Origin of the sequence: Chryseobacterium indologenes (assembly GCA_016025055.1) — a bacterium.
Lineage (GTDB): Bacteria > Bacteroidota > Bacteroidia > Flavobacteriales > Weeksellaceae > Chryseobacterium > Chryseobacterium indologenes.
The window spans coordinates 1666806-1687211 of record CP065590.1; the positions used below are offsets into that span (position 1 = coordinate 1666806).

Here is a 20406-nt window from a genome sequence, read left to right on the forward strand (position 1 = left end):
TAAAATTAATATAATGAAAAAATTTATTTTAAGCTTTGCTTTATCTTGTATAAGTTTAACAGCTTTTGCTCAGGCAGATTACGAAAAGATAATGACCGATAAAATAGCAAAAATTGAAACCTGCAAAACTCCGGAAGATTTCCAGACACTTGCCAATGATTTTCAAAGAATCGGAAGTAAAGAAAGCTCACAGTGGCTTCCGCAATACTATGCAGCATTCGCCTTGATTCAGAAAGGGAGAGTTATGATGAGAACAGGAAAGATGATGGAGCTTGACGCAATAGCATCACAGGCTGAAAAATATCTGGGAATGGCACAAAACCTTGCCGGAGCAGACAATGCTGAGGTGCATCTACTGAGAAAAATGACATATTCTCTGCGAATGATGGTGAATCCGCAACAACGCTACATGACTGACGGTGCCAGAGCAGGGGAAGAGATCAATATTGCAGAAAAGCTGGAGCCGGGTAATCCCAGAGTAGCCCTGATTAAAGCAGAAGATACTTATTTTACCCCTGAACAATACGGAGGAAGTAAAACCAAAGGGATAGAGCAGTTTAAAGCAGCATTGGTAAAATTTAATGCCTATAAGCCTAAAACCGCTTTTGATCCGAACTGGGGAAAAGCAGAAGCTGAGTATTTCATCAGTCTACCTGCAGAAACAACAAAATAAAACAACACCGGAGAAGACAGTCGAACTTTCCGGAAATCAATCAGGAACCTTCATTCAGTGAAGGTTTTTTTATGGCCATTCAGGAATAAAAAACCACCGTTCGGTAAGAAATAATTTTTGATACCTTTAATAAAAGCTAATTTTGAGCTAAGAAAACGAATCATGAAGCGTAAATACACAATAATACTTCTCTGGACCTCATTAGGAACAACACTGTTCTTCTTTTTGTTCTTTAACGAACGAAAAGACCTGTATACCTTTATGATCACTTTGCTGCTTTCCACAATGTATTCTTTTGTGCTGGGTTTTGGAAACGGGTTTATTAATGAGTATCTCAACAAAAAATTTCCATGGTCTGAAGCCACCAGAACAAGAGCTGTCCTGAGTATTATTTCTATTATTATCGGCAACTTTATCCTCGTGTATTTCTGCAATTTTATGAATTATGTGGTGATTCAGAAAACGGCAACGGTTGAAGATTTTTTTTCAAGAAAATATGGGCTTACCAATTGGTTTATGATCAATATTGCCCTGTTGATTACCACCTTTCTTCATGCCAAAGGATTTATGGAAGAACTCAAGAAGACTTCCAGAAAAGAAGTGGTGGAACAGAAACTTATTGCCAAGTCAGCAAATGCGCAATTTGAGAGTTTAAAAAACCAGCTTGACCCGCACTTTCTTTTTAACTCTCTGAATGTTTTAAGTTCGTTGATTGATGAAAACCCGCAGCAGGCCCAGAAGTTTACCGCTTCAATGTCAAAGATTTACCGATATGTACTTGAACAAAAGGATAAGGAGCTCGTAACGGTAGAAGATGAGATAGAATTTGCAAAAATCTATTGCGATCTTCTCAAGACAAGATTTGAGGATAGTGTAGATTTTAGCTTTGAAGTCAACAAAGAAGATTATCCCGAATATGTGGTGCCTCTTTCATTGCAGTTGTTATTGGAAAACTGCATCAAGCATAATTTTGCCACTTCATCAAGACCTTTGGTGATAAGGATCTTTTCAGATGGTGATACCCTTTGTATTGAGAATAACCTGCAGGTAAGAGAGCAGATCAAGGAAAGCTCAGGTATAGGATTGGCCAATATTGTTCAACGATATTCTTTACTGACAAAAAGGAATGTTTTCATTGAAAAATCCGATGAATATTTTAAAGTAAAACTTCCGATGCTTCCTGCTAAACCCAATGCAGTCAGTACAGAAGTGGATAATGAAACAGAAGCCTATCAGAAAGCACAAAAAAGAGTGAAAGAAATGAAAAGGTTCTATTCCAATCTTATTTCGTATTGCATTGTCATTCCTTTCCTGGTTTTTATTAATCTGATGACAGAAAATGATAATCACTGGTTTTGGTACCCGGCTATAGGATGGGGAATCGGACTGGCATTCCGTGCATTGAGAATCTTCGGACTTGGGGATTCATGGCAGGAAAAAAGATCAAAGAAATAATGGAACAGCAAAAGCAACAGAAATAATGAAAACAAATGACGAAAATGAAAACCTGTATCAGCAGGCCAAAAAACAGGTAGAACGGTTGAGAGCGTTTTATATGCATCTGTTTGCCTATGCAGTGGTCAATATTCTGATCGTCTTTTATAACTATTCACAGCTTGCCCCGGGAGAAAGCTATTTTCAGTTTAAAAACTTTTTTACGGCAACATTGTGGGGAATAGGATTGGTAGCCCATGCTGTAACCGTTTTTTTGCCAAAAGCAAATTTTGTAAAGAAATGGGAAGATCAGGAAATCAAAAAAATGATGGATAAAAAGGAATAGTATGTAAGCGCTTTTTAAATCAATTGGTTGATAACTAATCATTTTTTAATCACAAAATCATACAGAAATGAATACTCTTGAAACAGTCTTTGCCATTTCAATGGGAGCATGGTTTGTCACCGAATTTTTGTATAAAAACATGCTCAAATCTGCTGAGGAAGACAAAAAAAATAAAGATAAGTCTACCCTCAAAATCTTGTGGCTTGCTATTCCGTTTTCCATAATGGCGGCGGTGATCACCGCGGATCATACCAAATTACCTGTCGTTTCAGGATCCTGGATATCTTATGCCGGGGAAGCATTGATTCTGGTTGGAATTATTTTCAGATTTATAATCATCAGATCTTTGGGCAAATATTTTACGGTTGATGTGACGATAAGACAGGATCATCAAATTAAGAAAGAAGGTTTTTACAGATACGTAAGACATCCTTCATATGCATTTTCTCTGCTGACATCACTCGGATTAGGTTTGTACTTAAATAACTGGCTTTCATTGGTTTTGGCCTTTATGCCGCCGTTTCTTGCCTTTGCTTACAGAATTAAAGTAGAAGAAGCTGCTTTGATAGAGCAGTTTGGAGAAGAGTATCTGGAATACAGAAGAAAGACAAAGAAATTGGTCCCGTTTATCTATTGAAACAAAAATCTTTGTAAGGTTAATGCCTGTACGGAAGCATATAGGATCGTTGAAATAGCCGTTAGTTTGGAATTTTTACAGTTCAGTATACATATTCTACCACTCGGTAATATAAAATTGATTTGAGGCCCTTTCCCGGCCTACATTTGTCTCAACAAAAACAAACAACTTATCATTAAAAATTAAAAAAATGGAAACGATCATCAACAAAGACGAATTAGCCTACAGAAAAGCTTCAAGAAGAGTAAAAGAATTAAAAGGATTCTACGGAAATCTTACCTCATACTGTTTAGTCATTCCTTTTTTAGCTGTTTTGAATCTTTTGACAGCACCGCAGTACTTATGGTTCTTATGGCCCATGATGGGATGGGGAATGGGACTTGCTGCCCACGGAATCACAACTTTCGGAATCGGAAAGGAATGGGAAGAAAAAAAGATCAGACAACTGATGAATGAAGACAGAAAAGGCACAAAAACACTTTAAAAACCCATAATAACTTTAAAAACTTACTACAATGGACTACAATCAGGCACAACAACGGGTACATGATTTAAAGAAATTCTACAAACATGTTTTATGGTTCGGAATTCTCGCATTTATCATTTTCTTTGATGATATTTTCGAAAAGGGAATCTTTAATTTTTCTTTATGGGACGGTTCCGTGATCCTCGTCATCTGGGGGATTTTTCTTACCGTAAGAGCTGTAAAATTATTCCTTTTTGATGCTGACTGGGAAAAAGAAATTATAGAAAAAGAAATGAGAAAATCTAAACAATCCCAAAAGTTTTAACAAACAGTTTTTTTGACTACTTTTATTTCAGAATTTTAAAACTAAAATCAGGAACTCAATGATCAAAACTGTCATTATAGAAGACGAAAAACCAGCTTCAAGGAAATTAGAGAGAATGTTGAATAACTTCCCTGAAATTGAACTCGTTGCCAAAATAGAATCCGTAGAAGAAGGCGTTGAATGGTTCACCGAAAATGAGCACCCTCAATTGATTTTTTCAGACATCGTTTTGGGAGACGGGCTTTCTTTTGACATATTTGAGAAAGTTCCCACCAAAGGTTTTATCATCTATACCACAGCTTTTGATCAGTATACCCTGAAAGCATTTAAATTGAACAGCATAGATTATCTCCTGAAACCCATTATGGACGAAGACCTTTCAGGTGCCGTAGAGAAATTTAAATCATTTATTCCTTCAGAAAATACAGGAGGCTCTCAGGACGTGAAGCAACTGATCAAAAAGGAGAAATCTACCCTTTCCAGAGTGTTGGTTAAGATAGGATATAATCTTAAAATTGTACAGACAGAAGAAATAAGCTGTTTTTTCAGTGAAAATAAAATCGTCTATCTCCAGACAGAAGAGCGCACTTATCCGTCTGATTTTACCCTTGATGAGCTGGAAGATGTGTTGGATGTAAAAAAGTTTTTCCGGGTCAACAGGCAGTTTATCATCAATTCAGACTATATAAAAAATATTCACACTTCGCCCTACTACAAGGTAGACCTGGAATTTCAGCCGCAGGAAGAAATTACCGTTAGCCGTGACCGTGTGAAAGACTTTAAAGACTGGCTGGTAAGCTAGATCATATATCCAATCATTGTAACCCAAATCATATTGCCATGGATCTCATACTTTTATTCTTTAAACTATTCCTTTCCCTATTTACCTGATAAAGGAGATTATTGATGGTAGAACTTGGCGGCAGAATCAGTAAAATGATGAAAAGCTTCAGTAATTTCTTTCTGGTGTTTGTACGTCAAAGGAAAAGGAACCATATGTGAATATTCATACGGAAAATCTTTGATCTCAACATCCACATCAATATTCCGGTAACCACCTCGTAAGGTATTTAAAGCTTCGATTGGAGGGGCAACATTATCTTTTTCCAATACATATGCTTTAATTTGAGACTGAATTTCACCTATTCGTTCCTCCCTCTCTTTTTGAAAATAATTGTAACGCAGCATCTTTTTGAACCAACTTTCCTGTGGATGCAGCTCTTCATTCTGATAATGTTTCAGTCTACAGTCAAATTTAAAATCTGAGCTTAATAATTCAGTAAATACGGCGAGCATTGTAACGGTTGCCTGCGCATCCATAATGTATTTTGAAATAGGAAACATGCGATCGATGGTCATTCCCCCGCAAAAACAAAATACTTTGGATCGGGTGAAAAAATTTTCAGGGTCAGCCATTTTGATAATCAGAGAGAGAAAAGAGCCGATAGAATAGCCGAATAAATCCAGACTGGCATCAGAAGAAATACCCTTTATTTTGCCCTTTTTAATGTCTTTTACCACTTCAATGACATCGGAATAGGTCTGCAGTCCCGACCAGAAAACTCTTTGGGGATGAGCCCCCAGTCTTGAACTTATGGCTGCATTTACATACGAGTAGCTGGTATTTTCAGGGTATCTTTTTTCCTGAAATTTACAACCTGAGTCATGAGATGCCGGTCACTCCATATCAATTCTGCTCGATTCATATGGAAAGCGATGGGGAAGAGAATGACTGCTTTACGTGTTTTTTGAGCAAGCTCGTAAGCCCACGGCAGATATTTATCCCATTTTTTTTCATTCAATCCGTGGAAGAAAATGATACATCCGTCAGCGATATCTACATCAGCCCTTTTAAGAATATAATACTCGAATTTTTTATTAGATTCTATTTCAAAATCTTTGAGGTCTACAGAAGGTTGATGATAGTGTAAATAGGCATCCTCGTTAATTTCCAGTGGCAACTGATGCTCCCTGCAATCCTGGCTTGCCGATCCATGCAGAAGATCTGAAGCCATAGAAACAAACGGGACGGCTTGAATGGTCAGATTTAAGTCTTTGATCTCCACGCCCTCTTTTCCGGAATCAAAATGACTTTTCAGTAGATCATACAACTCATAATATTCCATCGTAAAAGTATTGGTGGTTTATAATTAGAACATTTAAATTAGGTAATTATTGTTGCAATGCATTGATTTTAAATCACTAAATGTATTCAAGGCATAGAAGAAAAATGAAACATCGGTTATAATTTACCAGTGAAGCACATTACCCTCACTTTGACAAAGAGCAATTTTCCATTTTCCACTTTCAATTATCCATTTTCCATTTTAAATAATAATAATTATCTGTAATCAATCCTGTTAGAGTCGGTATCTTCAAGTTGTTTTAAGATAGAAGCAGGGATCTCATCACTGTCAACCGGGAAACTGATTGAGTCTGAAATAAAGCTCTTCCGGTCTGCTTTTTGAAAAATTTCGAACAAGGCGATAGGTTCCTGATTAAAACTGATGCAGGTACTTATAAAATGAATTTCGTGAAGTTTGTAGTCAGGATTTTTCAGCTTTTCTTTACTGTCTTTTATTCTTGAAATAAAATGCCTTTGCCGGATGAAGGTATTGCTGTTCATAATGATGAAAACATAGTCGGAATAAGCCGTAACCTTACCAAAGTATTTATGATGGTCGCCGCCACTTCGTTCTATGAAATATTCCCCGGTGGTTTCAGACTTATAGATTTCCATGGCAGAACGCCAGATGCGATCTTCTTTTGCAAGAGAAGGGTTTTCCGGAAGATTTCTGTTATACGAATACCAGCAACCTACCAAACGGTCCAGAAGCACTGTATTTGGATTCACGTTATTCATCTCGATTTTCAGGTCGTTGAAATTAAAAGACTCCGTATTGGAATTAATAAAATCTATGTAATTCGTATATCCTAATGCTTTGACAATCAGGCTCAGCTTGGCAAGGTTTGGCCTGCTTAAAACAGCATTTTCATTATGTTTGTGTTTTTTTAATTTGTTGATAATCAGGTGCTCGTACAGATAGTTTGTTCCCAGAAGGTCAGGTTCTTTTTTGATTCCTTTTTCGTTATGATCGTTGGTTATCAGGTCATTGATTTCTGCGCCGATGTAGGACCATTCCGTTTTTGTGACATCTTCCCAATGGTTTTTCTTTAAAAATTGACGCCCCAGGAAATTCATTAACTTCTCAAGATGCAGAATATCGTCCTTTTTCATTTTTTTATTTTATACGACTAATTTAAGACTTTTATCAAACCGAAAAATATTCAAACAAGACTTTTATATTTTAAAATCAAATGACATTTGAGTAGAAAATTAAAAAGTAAAACAATGGAAACAAAATTGGTAGTAAAAGATGAGTTTCTTTGGAACAGGATATTGGGATTTTCCTTAGACGCTCCGGATGCAGACTTTCCGTTTTCGAAAAAGCTTGCAAAAGAAGAAAACTGGACTGCTGAATTTACAAAAACAGCAATTGAAGAATATAAAAAATTTGTTTATCTCTGCTGTATTCTTCCTCATGGCGCTTCACCGAGTAAAATTGTCGACAAGGTGTGGCATATGCATTTGATCTATACCCAAAATTATTGGGAAGATTTTTGTCCTAATATTTTGAAAAGACCTCTTCATCATCACCCTTCAAAAGGCGGAAAATCAGAAAAAACAAAACATAGCAGTTGGTTCTCAGATACATTGAAGAACTATCAGACTGTTTTTCAATCTGAAGCTCCACAGGAAATCTGGTTGCAACCGGAAAAATCCGGAACTACAAACAAATGGTGGAGAAAGCTGGGGATTATTCCTTTATTTTCTGCACTTATGACATTGTCTTCCTGTCTGGGTGAGGTGTTAACGACCTTATTCGGGATTCTGGTTTCGATATTGGGAATCTTTTTAATTGCAATCGTGATCTCTTTATTTCAGGCGGGTAACAGTGAGCATAATGATGATGAAAGTTCGGGAGGAGGATGCAGTGGAGGCGGAAGCAGCTGCGGCGGAGGTGGCTGTGGAGGTGGCTGTGGAGGTGGTTGCGGAGGCTGTGGAGGTTGCGGAGGATAGTGGAATATAAAATTTAAAAGCTATGAAAAAGATAATCATTCATTCAATTCCGGTAGCGGTAAGCTGGGCATGGCTTTATGCCAACTATGCTACCTTAAATCCGATTGACATCCAAGGGCCGGTATTTTTAAAATTTTATATAATCCTGCTCCTGACATCTTATGTATCAGTTTTCATTTTAAAATCAGACAAAGAAACCGTTTCAAAAATAAGCCTTTCCTTTTTGATCCTGATTTTTGCTTTGGGGGCTGTAAAGCTGATCAGAGGAATAATTTTAGAAAAGCCAGTCGGTTTTTTATTGATGATTTTATTTGTAGAAGCCATTATAGCTTCGGTAATTATGTCACATGATGTAAAGGATAAAATTAAGTAAGATCTCCTATAAAATAAACCCGAAACAAAGTTGTTCCGGGCTATTTATTTGTATGATGGCAAAGGTGCAATCACCGATGACTTTACTTTTTGCAATATGTTTATGAAATCACTCCGCTTCCTATAAGTTCTTCATCAATATACCATGAAGCAAACTGGCCTTCAGCAATCGCAGACTGAGGTTCTTCAAACTCTACATAAAAAGCGTCTTCAAACTGGTAAAGCGTTGCCTTCTGTAATGGCTGTCTGTATCTGAATCTTGCCATTACTTCCATGGAGCCGCCATTTTCCAGTTTCATATCTTCACGTACCCAGTGCAACTCGCTGTTATCAATTTTTAAAGCTTTCTTATAAAGTCCGGGGAAATGACTTCCTTCTCCTACGAAAATAATATTGTTTTTCATATCCCTGGAGACAATAAAGCAGCTTTCTTTGTGTCCGCCTATTCCTAATCCTTTGCTTTGTCCGATCGTGAAATATTGGGCTCCCTGATGTTTGCCGATTACTTTTCCGTCTGTTTTTTTATAATCAATTTTTCTTGACAAAAACCTGAGCTCTTCTTCTTTTGATGAAAATGCAGGTACTTCTGTCGAAAATAGCGGTGAATCTTTAAAAATTTCTACAATTTCTCCCTCATTAGGTTTAAGCTGTTGCTGCAAAAATTGGGGAAGACTTACTTTCCCGATAAAACACAATCCCTGAGAATCCTTTTTATCAGCCGTGACAAGCCCGATTTCTTTGGCGATTTCTCTTACCTGTGGTTTTGTAAGTTCTCCGATAGGAAATAATGCTTTTGACAACTGATCCTGGCTTAGCTGACAAAGGAAATAAGACTGGTCCTTATTGTTATCTTTTCCCGCAAGAAGATGGAAAATTTCCTTTCCGTTTTCATCAAAGGTTGAATGTACTCTGGCATAATGTCCGGTAGCTACCTTATCAGCACCAAGAGACATGGCCGTTTTCATAAAGACATCAAATTTTACTTCTCTGTTGCATAAAACATCTGGATTGGGAGTTCTTCCTTTTTCATATTCAGCAAACATATAATCTACGATACGCTCTTTATACAGTTCGCTCATATCGATTACCTGGAAAGGAATTCCAAGTTTTTGAGCGACCATAAGGGCGTCATTGCTGTCCTCAATCCATGGGCACTCATCTTCCAATGTTACGGAAGCATCGTTCCAGTTTCTCATAAATAAAGCCACTACCTCATGACCTTGTTGTTGGAGCAAATAAGCTGTAACACTAGAATCTACACCTCCTGAGAGGCCTACTACTATTTTCATTGTATTCAATTTTACGAAACTCTTAACGGGAGTTCTTAGTTTGATGCGGCAAAAATACAACTAAATAAATTCGTAAAAAAACCATAATTTTAAACATTGATAAAAACGATATTAATATGAATCGCCCCTATTTGCACCAAATATAGACTAAGGCGAAAGGATTTAACCTTTAAAAAAATAAAATATACCTATGAAAAAGTTTATTATTCCCTTGATGTTGATGATTTCAGGATCCTTATTTTCACAGATTTCAGTGGGAGCACCCACCCAGGAAAACAACAGATGGACTTTCGGAGGAGGAATCGGTTTAGGATTTGGAAGCAACAGTTCTTTTTACCTTCAGGCATCCCCAAGAGTGGGCTACAGGCTTACCAATGACCTGGAGGCTGGTGTTGTGGGAAGTGTTTCATGGCAAACTTCAGACTACTTTAGGTCCACGATGTTTGGAGTAGGACCTTTTGCCAACTACTATATTGGAAGGTCTTTTTATCTGGGAGCCAATTTTCAGCACTATTTTATCAATTACAGAGATAAATATTATGATTATAAGTATGATAGAGAAGAAAATGCCCTGTATCTTGGTGGCGGATATATGCAAAGGATAGGGAATAACTCCTTTATGCAGATCGGTTTAATGTACAATGTGCTTTACAAAGAAAGAACCAGCGTATTTTCAAGTGGCCTGATTCCAAATATTGGTTTTGTAGTTGGGCTTTAACAAGAAAAAACAATGTGTCTACAAACAAAAAAAGCACCGGAATTTCCGGTGCTTTTTTTGTAAATTATTTAATTATGATTGAGAGGATTTTTCAGCAGCGGTTTTTTTCGCTTTCTGTGCTTTTCCTACCAATCCGTCTTTAGCTTCATTAAGATCAAGAACTACGGTTTCTCCTTCATTTAATTGTTTGTTTACCAGCATTTCTGCCAATAGATCTTCAATATATTTCTGGATAGCTCGTTTCAACGGTCTTGCTCCAAAATCTTTATCCCATCCTTTTTCAGAAATAAAATCTTTCGCCTCGTCGGTCAGTTCCACTTTATAGCCTAATTTTTCAAGTCTGCCATAGAGTTTGTTCAGTTCAATATCGATGATTTTCTTGATATCATCCTGTACAAGAGAGTTGAAGATCACAATATCATCAATTCTGTTAAGGAATTCCGGAGCAAATGCTTTTTTAAGAGCATTTTCGATTGTACTTCTCGCTCTTGAATCTGAAGTGGTCTTTTTCGCTGAAGTTCCAAAACCGACACCGTCTCCGAAATCTTTAAGATCTCTTGTTCCGATGTTTGAAGTAAGGATAATAATCGTATTCCTAAAGTCGATTTTTCTACCCAAACTATCTGTAACGTGTCCTTCATCAAGGATCTGTAACAGAATATTGAATACATCCGGGTGAGCTTTTTCAATCTCATCCAAAAGAACCACAGCATAAGGTTTTCTTCTTACCGCTTCAGTCAGCTGACCACCTTCTTCATACCCAACGTATCCCGGAGGCGCACCCACTAATCTTGAAACAGCGAATTTTTCCATGTATTCACTCATATCAATTCTGATAAGAGACTCATCAGATTCAAAAAGCTCTCTTGCCATTACTTTAGCAAGCTCCGTTTTACCAACTCCGGTTGTACCAAGGAAGATAAAAGTACCGATAGGACGGTTAGGGTCTTTCAGCCCGGCTCTGTTTCTCTGGATAGCTTTCACCACCTTTTTCACAGCGTCTTCCTGACCGATTACTTTTCCGTTCAGTTTTTCGTCCATCTGGGCCAGCTTATCAAGCTCGTTCTTACCAACCTTCGTTACAGGAACTCCACTCATCATAGAAACGACTTCCGCTACATTTTCTTCTGTTACGGTTTCCTTTTTCTCTTTTACATCTTTATCCCACTTTTCCTGGGCGGCATTCAGTTCCATTTGAAGACGTTCTTCTTCGTCTTTAAGCTTTCTTGCCTCAAGATAGTCCTGAGCTTTTACAGCCTTTTGTTTCAGTTCTTTGATATCTTCAATTTTCTTTTCGAAATCAATGATTTCCGTAGGAACTTTCATGTTTTTAATGTAAACACGTGAGCCCGCCTCATCCATGGCATCAATGGCCTTGTCCGGTAAGAAACGGTCTGTAATATATCTTGATGTCAAATTGACACAGGCTGCAATAGCTTCCGGCGTATAAATGACATTGTGATGCTCTTCATACTTATCTTTAATCTGGTTCAGGATCTGAATGGTTTCGTCAATAGAAGTCGGTTCCACCATTACTTTCTGGAATCTTCTTTCTAAAGCTCCGTCTTTTTCGATATACTGACGGTATTCATCCAGGGTAGTGGCTCCGATGCATTGAATTTCACCTCTTGCCAAAGCCGGCTTAAACATATTGGATGCATCCAGACTTCCTGTAGAACTTCCCGCACCGACAATGGTGTGAAGCTCATCGATGAATAGAATGACATCTCTGTTTTTCTCCAGCTCGGTCATGATGGCCTTCATTCTTTCTTCAAACTGACCACGATATTTTGTTCCTGCTACTAAACTGGCAAGATCCAAAGTGATCACACGCTTTCCGTAAAGGACTCTTGATACTTTTTTCTGCTGAATTCTTAAAGCCAGCCCTTCTGCAATCGCAGATTTACCAACTCCCGGTTCTCCGATAAGAAGAGGGTTGTTTTTCTTTCTACGTGATAAGATCTGAGATACTCTCTCAATTTCCTTTTCACGCCCGATGACAGGATCCAGTTTTCCATCCCTTGCCAGAGACGTTAAATCTCTACCAAAGTTGTCCAACGTCGGGGTCTTGCTTTTTGCTGAGCCTAAGTTTCCTGTAGGCTTTCTCATTTGCTCTAATTCCTCTCTTTCATCATCATCATCATAAGCACTCATCTGTGGTGACTGCCCGGAATTTTTAAGCATTGTCTGGTACTCTCTTGAAACTCCTTCGTAGTCGATGTCGTAAGCTCCCAGAATATTTGAAGTAGGGTCCTCATATTTATAAAGAATACCTAAAAGCAGGTGAACGGTATTAATTTCATTGCTTTTATATTGTCGGCATTCTAACTCCGCACGTTTAATGGCATGATCAGCCATTTTGGTGAAAGAAATATTGGTAACCTCCTCAGAAATAGGATTTAGACTTGCTGTATTTAGAGTTTCAATTTTTCTTCTGATTTGTGTTAAATCCGCATTAAGGTTTTGAAGGATTTCTTTTGCAGAGTTTTCCGTTTTTATAATACCTAAAAGTAGATGTTCTGTATTAAGAAATTCACTTTTCAGCCTTTTAGCTTCGCTTTTGCTTTGTTTGAACACCTGGCTCAAACCTTGTGAAAACTTATAATCCATAATATATCTCATTAGAATAATGGCAACGTTGCCAATTATTCATTATCTAAATTACAAATATTTTACCAAAAATCAATTAATGACTTTATGGCAGTAAAAAATTTTATTATCTTCTTGAAAATGATTAAGTTTGTTACCATTAAAAATTCTTCATGAGCCCTGAAATTACTACTTACATCGGATATTCTGCCTCAGTTTTTATCGTATTGAGTTTCATACTGAAAGATGTAAGAAAAATCAGAATTGTCAACATGATTGGCTGTATTTGTTTTGTCATTTATGGTTTCTTTAGCGGACCGCTCTGGCCGGTTATTATTCCAAACGGGATGATCTGTTTCATCCAGATCTACCATTTAATAGTAGGGAAGAGAGGTTCATGAGGAAAAAAATAATTACTTCAGCATTTAGTAATCTGTATACCGACCAGCGGATAGAAAAGGTATGCAAAACCCTTCATGACAATGGGTATTCAGTAGAATTGATAGGAAATGACTGGGGAGGATGTGAAAAAATGGAGCGTCCTTATTCCTTTTCCAGAATACACCTGAAGTCTGCGAGCTTAAAGACAGCTTATTTTGAATTCAACTGGAAGCTCTATCATGAGCTGAAGAAAAAAGCTGACAAAAACACTATACTTCATGCCAATGATATTGATGCTCTTCTGCCAAATTATCTCATTGCCCAAAAACTGAATATTCCATTGGTTTTCGACAGTCATGAAATTTTCACGGAAATGCCTGCTATCCAAAACCGGCTTTCACAGAAGTTCTGGCGGATGATAGAAGTGAACCTTGTTCCGAAAATTGAATTCATGATGACCGAAAGTGAAAGCTATGCAGAGTGGTTTCATGAAAAATATAAGGTAAACCCGGTTGTCGTAAGGAATATTCCGAGAAAACTGCCTTCGGTGAATGATATTCCACTTAACAATCCTAAAATTATTTTATATCAGGGGGTTATTAATCAATCTCGGGGCATAGAAAAGGTCATTAGGACCATGCATGATATTGAAGGAGCAATATTGAAAATTGCAGGTGACGGACCAAAGAAAAGAGCCTATGAAGAGCTTGTTGCTAAAGAAAACCTGCAGGATAAAGTTATTTTCTTAGGTAAGCTGAAGCCGGAAAACCTCAGGGAAGTAACGAAAACAGCAGATCTCGGATTCAGTCTCGAAGAAAATAATGGCGTCAGTTATTATTATTCCCTTCCTAATAAGGTCTGTGATTATATTCAGTCCAGAGTACCTTTGGTGATGATAAATTTTCCCGAAATGCAGCGCATCAAAAAACAATTTGATGTAGGTGAAATGATTACAGATCACCAACCTGAAACAATCGGCAAAGCGATCCGTAAAATGCTTGAAAAAGGGCGTTTACATTATAAGGCAGAGCTGGATAAGGCCGCAGATGTATTCTGCTGGGAGAATGAAGAATTGAAGATCCTCCGACTTTTTGAAAAAGCTTCCCGTAAATAGTCTTTACAAAATTGGTTATCTTTGCATAAAGAAATTTGATTAAAGATGACCATTAAAGAAAAACAACAGGAAATAATTGACGAATTTGCATTTCTGGACGATTGGGAGCAGAAATATGAATACATTATTGATCTTGGAAAAGAGCTGAAAGGACTGCCGGAAGACAAGAAAACTGAAGAAAATCTCATTAAAGGTTGTCAAAGCAAGGTTTGGATTGATGCTGAATTTAAAGAAGGAAAACTTTTTTTTAACGCAGATTCTGACGGGATCTTACCAAAAGGAATTGTTTCACTCCTTGTAAGTATCTACAGCGGACATTCCACCCAGGAAATTTTAGATTCTGATTTTGATTTTATCGCTGAAATCGGATTACAGGAGTTTCTTTCACCATCCAGAGCCAATGGACTGATGGCTATGACCAAGCAAATTAAATTTTACGCAGTTGCTTATCAATTGAAATCATAAGCCGTGACCAGAATTTTAGCATATCGTTTTTCTGCATTCGGAGATGTTGCGATGACAGTGCCTGTTTTCAGAGAATTTCTGGAACAGAATCCTGGTGTGGAAATTATTATGGTTTCCAGAAAAATTTTGAAGCCTTATTTGAAGGGGTTCCGAATCTTATTTTTAAGGGAATCGATGTTGATAATTATAAGGGCATTTTTGGATTAAGAAGGTTAAGTAATGAATTAATTAAAGAGTTTAATCCTGATTTTATCGCCAATCTTCACGATGTTATCCGAACAAAGATTATTGATAAGTTTTATAGAAGAAAAGGGCTGAATGTCTTTAAAATCAATAAAGGTAAAGAAGAAAAAGATCATCTGACCGATGTCTGGAATCTGAACAAAGTCCCACTGAAAAGAACTGTTGAACGCTACGCAGATGTCTTCAGGGAAATGGGATTTAAGGTAGAGCTCTCTCATCAGCTTAGGCCTGTCTCGGAAAATAAATCAGGAATAGGTTTTGCTCCTTTTGCCCAGCATAAAGGAAAAATGCTTCCGTTAGAAAAGTCATTCGAACTGGCCCGGATTCTGGCAAAAAAACATACTGTCTATTTTTTTGGAGGTGGCAAAAAAGAAACTGAAACACTGGAAGAGTGGGAAAATAAAATTCCCAATACTAAAAGCCTTTCCGGAAAGCTGAAACTTACAGAAGAACTTATTAAAATTTCAGAGCTGGAAGTCATGATTTCAATGGATTCTGCCAATATGCACCTTGCAAGCCTTGTGGGAACCAGATGCGTTTCTGTATGGGCGGCAACGCATCCTTATGCAGGGTTTCTCGGATTCGGACAGAGTGAGCAGGATGTTGTGCAGGTGAAGGACCTGACGTGCAGGCCATGCTCCGTTTTCGGTGATAAAGAATGTTATAGAGGAGACTGGGCGTGTCTTGAAGAGTTTAATATTCAAAAGATCATTGAGAAAATCTGATACAATGAAACTTTCAATCTGTATTCCCGTCTATAATTTTGATGTCCGCGGATTGGTTTTCGATTTAAAAAGAGAAATTGAAAATCATCGTATGAATGCCGAAATTATTTTGATTGATGATGCTTCAAAAGAAAGTTTCAATACTCTTAACCGGGAAATTAAAGATAAGGTTTCCCGTTTTGTATTTCTGAGCGAAAACCTGGGCCGGTCCCGCATTCGAAATCTCTTTTTAGATTTTTCCACAGGAGAATATCTGTTGTTCCTGGATTGTGACGGAAAGATTATACAGGATGATTTTGTGCAAAAATATATTCAGTTTATAGAGGAAAATCCTGCCACTACAGTTATTTACGGAGGAAGGGAAGTTCCTGAAGAGCGTCCGGATCCTGATCATTACCTGAGATGGAAGTTTGCGGTTGAAAGAGAAAACCTGCCTGTAGAATTTCGTAAAAAAAAGCCTTACTTAAGCTTTCAGACAAATAATTTTATCATCCGGAAGGAAGTACTGGTAAAGGTAAACTTTAATCCGGATTATAAGAAGTATGGATATGAAGACCTTCTTTTTGCCATGGATTTGAAGTCTGAAAACATACGGATCGACCATATTTACAATCCCATTCTTAATAACGACCTGGAAAATAATCTTGTGTACCTTGGTAAAGTAGAAGAGTCCGTAGAAAGTCTTTCGGCCATGCTCAAGCATGAAGGTCTTGATTCAAAATTGTCGGAAGTAAAGCTGGTTAAAATGTACCATAAAATTAACAGAAGCTTCCTTAATTCTGTTTTTTTGCTTTTGTTTAAAGCAGGAGAGGATCGCGCTAAGAAAAAGCTTTTAAATGGCAATATAAACCTTCGTTATCTGGATTTTTATAAGCTGGGTTTGCTGTTTCGAAAAATGAAGTCGTAATTTTAAAAAAATATAAAGGATGTAAATAAAAAAATCTCCCAGAAATCTGAGAGATTTTTTGTGGGTCCTGAGGGATTCGAACCCCCGACCCTCTGGGTGTAAACCAGATGCTCTGAACCAACTGAGCTAAGAACCCGAATTTTTTTGAAAGGTTTCGTTTCCTTTTCTGTGGGTCCTGAGGGATTCGAACCCCCGACCCTCTGGGTGTAAACCAGATGCTCTGAACCAACTGAGCTAAGAACCCTCTAGACTTGTTCTCTTGTTTAGAGTGGTGCAAATATACGACTTAATCTTTAATCTCCAAATTTTTTTCTAAAAATTCTCCCACAACAAAGTTGCTTCCGCCGATAAAAATCATTTCTTCGTTTGTACAGTGCTCTTTTGCAGAGAGATATGCTTCCTGTACAGAATCGAAAATTTTATAAAAATTTTTGCCTCCCGAAGCAGATTTTCATAATCTTCGGGGTGTCTTCCCCTGTTGATGGATGGTTTCGCAAAATAAAACTCAGAATTTTCAGGAAGTAATTCCATGACTTCATCTATTTTTTTATCGTTGACAAATCCCAAAATGACATGCTTGTGTCTGTTTATAGAATTTAGTTGTGAAAAAACGTACTCCAAACCGGCCTGATTGTGTCCGGTATCACAGATCGTGAGCGGATGTTTTGAAAATTCAAACCAACGGCCAATGAATCCCGTGTTTTGGTGTACATTCAGGAGGCCTTGTTCTACATTTTCCTGAGAGATGTTGACATGCTGCTTTTTCAGCTCTTCAATGATTCCCAGAACGACACGAATATTCTTTTGCTGGTAATTCCCTTTCAGGTCGGAAGTAAGGTGTGTGTGTATCGCAGTGGCATCTATTAAAGGAGCGTTCTCAAGGTGAGCCTTCTCTTTGATAATATTTTTTACCCCTTCGTTTTCGTCACCGGAGACTATCGGAGTATTTCTTTTAATAATTCCGGCCTTTTCAGCAGCAATCTCCTCAATGGTATCTCCTAAAATATTCTGATGATCAAGCTGAACATTCGTAATGGCCGAAACCAAAGGTGTGATTATATTGGTAGAATCCAGTCTTCCTCCCAGGCCAACTTCAATAATGGCAAAATCTACCTCTTGCTGATAGAAGTATTCAAAAGCCATAATGGTAGTAAACTCAAAAAATGACGGCCGAATATCTTCAGGGATTTTTTTAGCTTTTGAATAAAGTCGAAAACAAATTCTTTACTGCAGTTTTTTCCATTGACCTTAATACGTTCAGTAAAATCAATAAGGTGAGGGGAGTTGTATAAGCCTACCTTGTAACCGGCTTCCTGAAGTACAGAAGCCAGCATATTGCTTGAAGATCCTTTTCCGTTGGTTCCGCCAATGTGGATGCATTTTATTTTTTCCTGAGGATTTCCAAAGAATGCACAAAGCCTCGTTATATTGTCAAGTCCTGGCTTATAAGCTTTCTGACCGTCTATCTGGTAGTTGGGCATCTGTACAAAAAGCCAGTCTATAGCTTCCTGATATTGTTCGTGTGTCATCATGATACAAAATTCTCAAAAGTTTTATAAAAATGAAACAATAATTTTTTTTAACTGTAACTTTTTTATATTTAATACGTCTAATATGGAAAAATCTTAATATGAAATCGCTGTAATTTGCAAGTATAAATACCGGTGAAGATGACACGATTCCGTATGGGCCATTAAAAACAAATAAACATATACATATGAAAAAAGTTTGGATCATCGTTTTTGGATTAGGTTGTTTGGGATTGAACGCCCAAAAGAAATGGTCCTTAAAAGAATGCGTAAGTTATGCTGTAGAGCATAACCTGCAGGTTATCCAAAATCAATATAATAAACAGTCCCAGGATGCGAATCTGAAAATTGCCAGAAAAGGATATTTGCCTTCAGTTTCCGCAGGCATGAACAATGGGGTAAGTTTCGGGCAGCTTTCACTGGGAACCGGGAGTATCAGAAACGACAGATTCAGTAACAGTGCGAGTCTGGGAGCTGATATGTTGGTGTACAATAATGGGAGACTGGAAAAAAATGTGAGAAAAGCTCAGTTTGATGTAGAAGCGAGCCAATATGATATTGAAACCATTAAAAACGATATCTCACTTCAAATCGCCCAGCAATATCTTACAGCCCTTTTAAATAAAGAAATTGTCAAGATCTCTCAAAGTGCCGTGGAAAATGCACAAAAGCAATTCGACAGGGCAAAAATAACAACTCAGGTCGGAACTACTGCCCAGACGGTTTTAGCGGAAGCAGAAGCGGCGCTGGCCAGGGAAAAACAAAATCTTAAAACGGCGGAAGTGAATGTGGGAAGGGCATTGTTTGCCATCGTACAGCTTTTACAGCTTCCTGATTATAAAGGATTTGAGATTGAAGACGTACTGGTTCCGGACACCCTGGAAACACAATTGAAATCTGTTGATGAGGTGCTGACAACGGCATATGATATTCAACCTCAGATAAAAGCAGCGGAAAGCAGAATAAAATCTGCCGAGGCTCAGACGGAAGTGAGTAAGACGGCATTCTGGCCAACTCTGACAGCAAGTGCGGGGCTTTCTACTTTCTACAACAACATATTAAACACCAATGGCGGTGTGAGTTCCAGTCAAATAGGTTTTTTCCAGCAGTACAAAGATAACTTCGGACAAAATGTAGGGCTCTCTTTAAATGTTCCTATTTTTAATAAAGGAATTACGAAGCTACAGGTAGAACAATCCAAGATCAATGAAAGTCTTGCTAAAGTAACACTGGAGCAACAAAAGCAATCGGTAAGACAAAATGTTCAGAAGGCACAGTTTGATGCCGATGCGAATTATGAAACTTACCTTTCAGCGATAGAAACAGAAAAGAGTACGAAGCTGGCTCTTGATTTTGCTGACAAAAGTTATGCTGCGGGAAGAACAACCATTTATGATGTCAATGTAGCCAGAAATAATTATGCAAATGCACAGGGATCAGTAGCGCAGGCGAAATATAATTATCTTTTCAGTCTTAAACTATTGAATTTCTATGCAGGAATTCCATTAAGTTTGTAAAATGCCTATCCAATCGTTAGAGAAATATTTACCTCAAAATACATTAAAATATTTAAGAATTTGGTTTTCAGAGTACTATATTCATATTAAGGTTACGAGAAACAGGAATTCTAAACTGGGAGATTATCGGAAACTTCCGGACAATTCGCATGAAATTACAGTCAATTCTACATTGACTCCTCAGCTTTTTTTCTTCGTGCTTACCCATGAGCTTGCCCATTTGATTGCTTTTGAAAAATATGGTCGAAGGATCTCTCCCCATGGAAATGAATGGAAAGAAACCTTTAGAAATATGCTCATAGAAAGTCTTGAAGTGTATGATGAAGACCTGAAACCTATTATTCTGAGGTTTTCAAAATCACCCAAAGCAAACTTCATGGCCAGCCCCGATCTTGTAAGGTATTTTCATACTGAAAAACAAGATGATAACCTCCGTTTCATCGAAGAACTTGAGAAGGGAGAATTTTTTATATACCGCAACGAAAAGTATTTATTGGAAGGTCTGATCAAAAAGAACTATCTTTGTAAGAACCTGGCTACTGGAAGGAAGTATTCTTTCAAGCCATTAGCGAGGGTAGAAAAATGTAGCTAAGAA

19 protein-coding genes, 2 tRNA genes and 3 pseudogenes are annotated in these 20406 nt (G+C 37.6%); 17 read left to right on the forward strand and 7 right to left on the reverse strand.

Going from position 1 to position 20406, the window contains the following annotated elements; all coding sequences use genetic code 11:
- Positions 1–13 precede the first annotated feature (13 nt).
- The 7 genes from H3Z85_07450 to H3Z85_07480 all read left to right on the forward strand — a co-directional run bounded on the left by H3Z85_07450 (position 14) and on the right by H3Z85_07480 (position 4683).
- Positions 14–673 carry a hypothetical protein gene (locus tag H3Z85_07450; GenBank protein QPQ53186.1) on the forward strand — a complete coding sequence of 220 codons (660 nt, stop codon included), beginning with the start codon at positions 14–16 and terminating at the stop codon, positions 671–673.
- A 162-nt stretch (positions 674–835) separates the two neighbouring features.
- Positions 836–2128: a histidine kinase gene (locus tag H3Z85_07455; GenBank protein ID QPQ53187.1), complete on the forward strand. Its 1293-nt coding sequence runs from the start codon at positions 836–838 to the stop codon at positions 2126–2128.
- Positions 2129–2153: 25 nt separating this feature from the next.
- Positions 2154–2453: a 2TM domain-containing protein gene (locus H3Z85_07460; protein QPQ53188.1), complete on the forward strand. Its 300-nt coding sequence runs from the start codon at positions 2154–2156 to the stop codon at positions 2451–2453.
- Between the two features lie 67 nt (positions 2454–2520).
- Positions 2521–3090 carry an isoprenylcysteine carboxylmethyltransferase family protein gene (locus H3Z85_07465; protein QPQ53189.1) on the forward strand — a complete coding sequence of 190 codons (570 nt, stop codon included), beginning with the start codon at positions 2521–2523 and terminating at the stop codon, positions 3088–3090.
- Positions 3091–3280: 190 nt separating this feature from the next.
- Positions 3281–3574, forward strand: a complete 294-nt coding sequence (locus H3Z85_07470; GenBank protein ID QPQ53190.1) for a 2TM domain-containing protein — start codon at positions 3281–3283, stop codon at positions 3572–3574.
- Between the two features lie 31 nt (positions 3575–3605).
- Positions 3606–3881, forward strand: a complete 276-nt coding sequence (locus H3Z85_07475) for a 2TM domain-containing protein (GenBank protein QPQ53191.1) — start codon at positions 3606–3608, stop codon at positions 3879–3881.
- A 58-nt stretch (positions 3882–3939) separates the two neighbouring features.
- A complete protein-coding gene (locus H3Z85_07480) occupies positions 3940–4683 on the forward strand; it encodes a response regulator transcription factor (GenBank protein ID QPQ53192.1) in 744 nt (247 codons plus the stop codon).
- A 98-nt stretch (positions 4684–4781) separates the two neighbouring features.
- Here the strand turns inward: H3Z85_07480 and H3Z85_07485 are convergent.
- A pseudogene (locus H3Z85_07485) lies at positions 4782–6007 on the reverse strand (hypothetical protein).
- 215 nt (positions 6008–6222) lie between these two features.
- A complete protein-coding gene (locus H3Z85_07490) occupies positions 6223–7119 on the reverse strand; it encodes a hypothetical protein (protein QPQ53193.1) in 897 nt (298 codons plus the stop codon).
- Positions 7120–7233: 114 nt separating this feature from the next.
- On the opposite strand from H3Z85_07490, the gene H3Z85_07495 reads away from it, so the two are divergent.
- Both H3Z85_07495 and H3Z85_07500 read left to right on the forward strand, forming a co-directional pair.
- Complete coding sequence (locus H3Z85_07495) at positions 7234–7962, forward strand: hypothetical protein (protein QPQ53194.1); 729 nt, start codon at positions 7234–7236, stop codon at positions 7960–7962.
- Between the two features lie 22 nt (positions 7963–7984).
- Positions 7985–8335 (forward strand): hypothetical protein, encoded by a 351-nt coding sequence (locus tag H3Z85_07500; GenBank protein QPQ53195.1) that lies wholly within the window; start codon positions 7985–7987, stop codon positions 8333–8335.
- Positions 8336–8435: 100 nt separating this feature from the next.
- Here the strand turns inward: H3Z85_07500 and mnmA are convergent, their stop codons facing one another.
- A complete protein-coding gene (gene mnmA / locus H3Z85_07505; protein QPQ53196.1) occupies positions 8436–9623 on the reverse strand; it encodes a tRNA 2-thiouridine(34) synthase MnmA in 1188 nt (395 codons plus the stop codon).
- Between the two features lie 190 nt (positions 9624–9813).
- On the opposite strand from mnmA, the gene H3Z85_07510 reads away from it, so the two are divergent.
- A complete protein-coding gene (locus H3Z85_07510; GenBank protein ID QPQ53197.1) occupies positions 9814–10341 on the forward strand; it encodes a hypothetical protein in 528 nt (175 codons plus the stop codon).
- A gap of 72 nt (positions 10342–10413) precedes the next feature.
- Here the strand turns inward: H3Z85_07510 and H3Z85_07515 are convergent, their stop codons facing one another.
- The gene (locus H3Z85_07515; GenBank protein QPQ53198.1) at positions 10414–12951 is read right to left on the reverse strand and encodes an ATP-dependent Clp protease ATP-binding subunit; all 2538 of its coding nucleotides are present in this window, start codon (positions 12949–12951) and stop codon (positions 10414–10416) included.
- 152 nt (positions 12952–13103) lie between these two features.
- Between H3Z85_07515 and H3Z85_07520 the strand changes: the two genes are divergently transcribed.
- From H3Z85_07520 to H3Z85_07540, 5 genes and pseudogenes are all read left to right on the forward strand, one after another.
- Positions 13104–13331, forward strand: coding sequence for a uroporphyrinogen decarboxylase (locus tag H3Z85_07520; GenBank protein ID QPQ53199.1), 228 nt, complete (start codon positions 13104–13106; stop codon positions 13329–13331).
- Positions 13328–14425: a glycosyltransferase gene (locus H3Z85_07525; protein QPQ53200.1), complete on the forward strand. Its 1098-nt coding sequence runs from the start codon at positions 13328–13330 to the stop codon at positions 14423–14425. The genes H3Z85_07520 and H3Z85_07525 overlap by 4 nt, the downstream gene beginning before the upstream one ends.
- A 45-nt stretch (positions 14426–14470) precedes the next feature.
- On the forward strand, positions 14471–14890 hold the full coding sequence (locus H3Z85_07530; protein ID QPQ53201.1) for a SufE family protein: 420 nt from the start codon (positions 14471–14473) through the stop codon (positions 14888–14890).
- A 51-nt stretch (positions 14891–14941) separates the two neighbouring features.
- Positions 14942–15858, forward strand: a pseudogene (locus H3Z85_07535) (glycosyltransferase family 9 protein).
- 4 nt (positions 15859–15862) lie between these two features.
- On the forward strand, positions 15863–16765 hold the full coding sequence (locus H3Z85_07540; GenBank protein QPQ53202.1) for a glycosyltransferase family 2 protein: 903 nt from the start codon (positions 15863–15865) through the stop codon (positions 16763–16765).
- A gap of 61 nt (positions 16766–16826) precedes the next feature.
- Here the strand turns inward: H3Z85_07540 and H3Z85_07545 are convergent.
- The 3 genes and pseudogenes from H3Z85_07545 to H3Z85_07555 form a co-directional block, all read right to left on the reverse strand.
- Positions 16827–16901 (reverse strand) — tRNA-Val (locus H3Z85_07545).
- A 33-nt stretch (positions 16902–16934) separates the two neighbouring features.
- A tRNA-Val gene (locus tag H3Z85_07550) sits at positions 16935–17009 on the reverse strand.
- A gap of 42 nt (positions 17010–17051) precedes the next feature.
- Positions 17052–18294: pseudogene (locus tag H3Z85_07555) on the reverse strand (bifunctional folylpolyglutamate synthase/dihydrofolate synthase).
- A 188-nt stretch (positions 18295–18482) separates the two neighbouring features.
- Between H3Z85_07555 and H3Z85_07560 the strand changes: the two are divergent.
- The gene (locus H3Z85_07560) at positions 18483–19811 is read left to right on the forward strand and encodes a TolC family protein (GenBank protein ID QPQ53203.1); all 1329 of its coding nucleotides are present in this window, start codon (positions 18483–18485) and stop codon (positions 19809–19811) included.
- Position 19812: 1 nt separating this feature from the next.
- Positions 19813–20403, forward strand: a complete 591-nt coding sequence (locus tag H3Z85_07565; GenBank protein ID QPQ53204.1) for a SprT-like domain-containing protein — start codon at positions 19813–19815, stop codon at positions 20401–20403.
- Positions 20404–20406: the final 3 nt, after the last annotated feature.

Bases quoted from the DNA above. Each gene is read 5' to 3' on its own strand.
- H3Z85_07450 (QPQ53186.1), top strand. From the start codon at position 14: ATGAAAAAATTTATTTTAAGCTTTGCTTTATCTTGTATAAGTTTAACA.
- H3Z85_07455 (QPQ53187.1), top strand. From the start codon at position 836: ATGAAGCGTAAATACACAATAATACTTCTCTGGACCTCATTAGGAACA.
- H3Z85_07460 (QPQ53188.1), top strand. From the start codon at position 2,154: ATGAAAACAAATGACGAAAATGAAAACCTGTATCAGCAGGCCAAAAAA.
- H3Z85_07465 (QPQ53189.1), top strand. From the start codon at position 2,521: ATGAATACTCTTGAAACAGTCTTTGCCATTTCAATGGGAGCATGGTTT.
- H3Z85_07470 (QPQ53190.1), top strand. From the start codon at position 3,281: ATGGAAACGATCATCAACAAAGACGAATTAGCCTACAGAAAAGCTTCA.
- H3Z85_07475 (QPQ53191.1), top strand. From the start codon at position 3,606: ATGGACTACAATCAGGCACAACAACGGGTACATGATTTAAAGAAATTC.
- H3Z85_07480 (QPQ53192.1), top strand. From the start codon at position 3,940: ATGATCAAAACTGTCATTATAGAAGACGAAAAACCAGCTTCAAGGAAA.
- H3Z85_07490 (QPQ53193.1), bottom strand. From the start codon at position 7,119: ATGAAAAAGGACGATATTCTGCATCTTGAGAAGTTAATGAATTTCCTG.
- H3Z85_07495 (QPQ53194.1), top strand. From the start codon at position 7,234: ATGGAAACAAAATTGGTAGTAAAAGATGAGTTTCTTTGGAACAGGATA.
- H3Z85_07500 (QPQ53195.1), top strand. From the start codon at position 7,985: ATGAAAAAGATAATCATTCATTCAATTCCGGTAGCGGTAAGCTGGGCA.
- mnmA (QPQ53196.1), bottom strand. From the start codon at position 9,623: ATGAAAATAGTAGTAGGCCTCTCAGGAGGTGTAGATTCTAGTGTTACA.
- H3Z85_07510 (QPQ53197.1), top strand. From the start codon at position 9,814: ATGAAAAAGTTTATTATTCCCTTGATGTTGATGATTTCAGGATCCTTA.
- H3Z85_07515 (QPQ53198.1), bottom strand. From the start codon at position 12,951: ATGGATTATAAGTTTTCACAAGGTTTGAGCCAGGTGTTCAAACAAAGC.
- H3Z85_07520 (QPQ53199.1), top strand. From the start codon at position 13,104: ATGAGCCCTGAAATTACTACTTACATCGGATATTCTGCCTCAGTTTTT.
- H3Z85_07525 (QPQ53200.1), top strand. From the start codon at position 13,328: ATGAGGAAAAAAATAATTACTTCAGCATTTAGTAATCTGTATACCGAC.
- H3Z85_07530 (QPQ53201.1), top strand. From the start codon at position 14,471: ATGACCATTAAAGAAAAACAACAGGAAATAATTGACGAATTTGCATTT.
- H3Z85_07540 (QPQ53202.1), top strand. From the start codon at position 15,863: ATGAAACTTTCAATCTGTATTCCCGTCTATAATTTTGATGTCCGCGGA.
- H3Z85_07560 (QPQ53203.1), top strand. From the start codon at position 18,483: ATGAAAAAAGTTTGGATCATCGTTTTTGGATTAGGTTGTTTGGGATTG.
- H3Z85_07565 (QPQ53204.1), top strand. From the start codon at position 19,813: ATGCCTATCCAATCGTTAGAGAAATATTTACCTCAAAATACATTAAAA.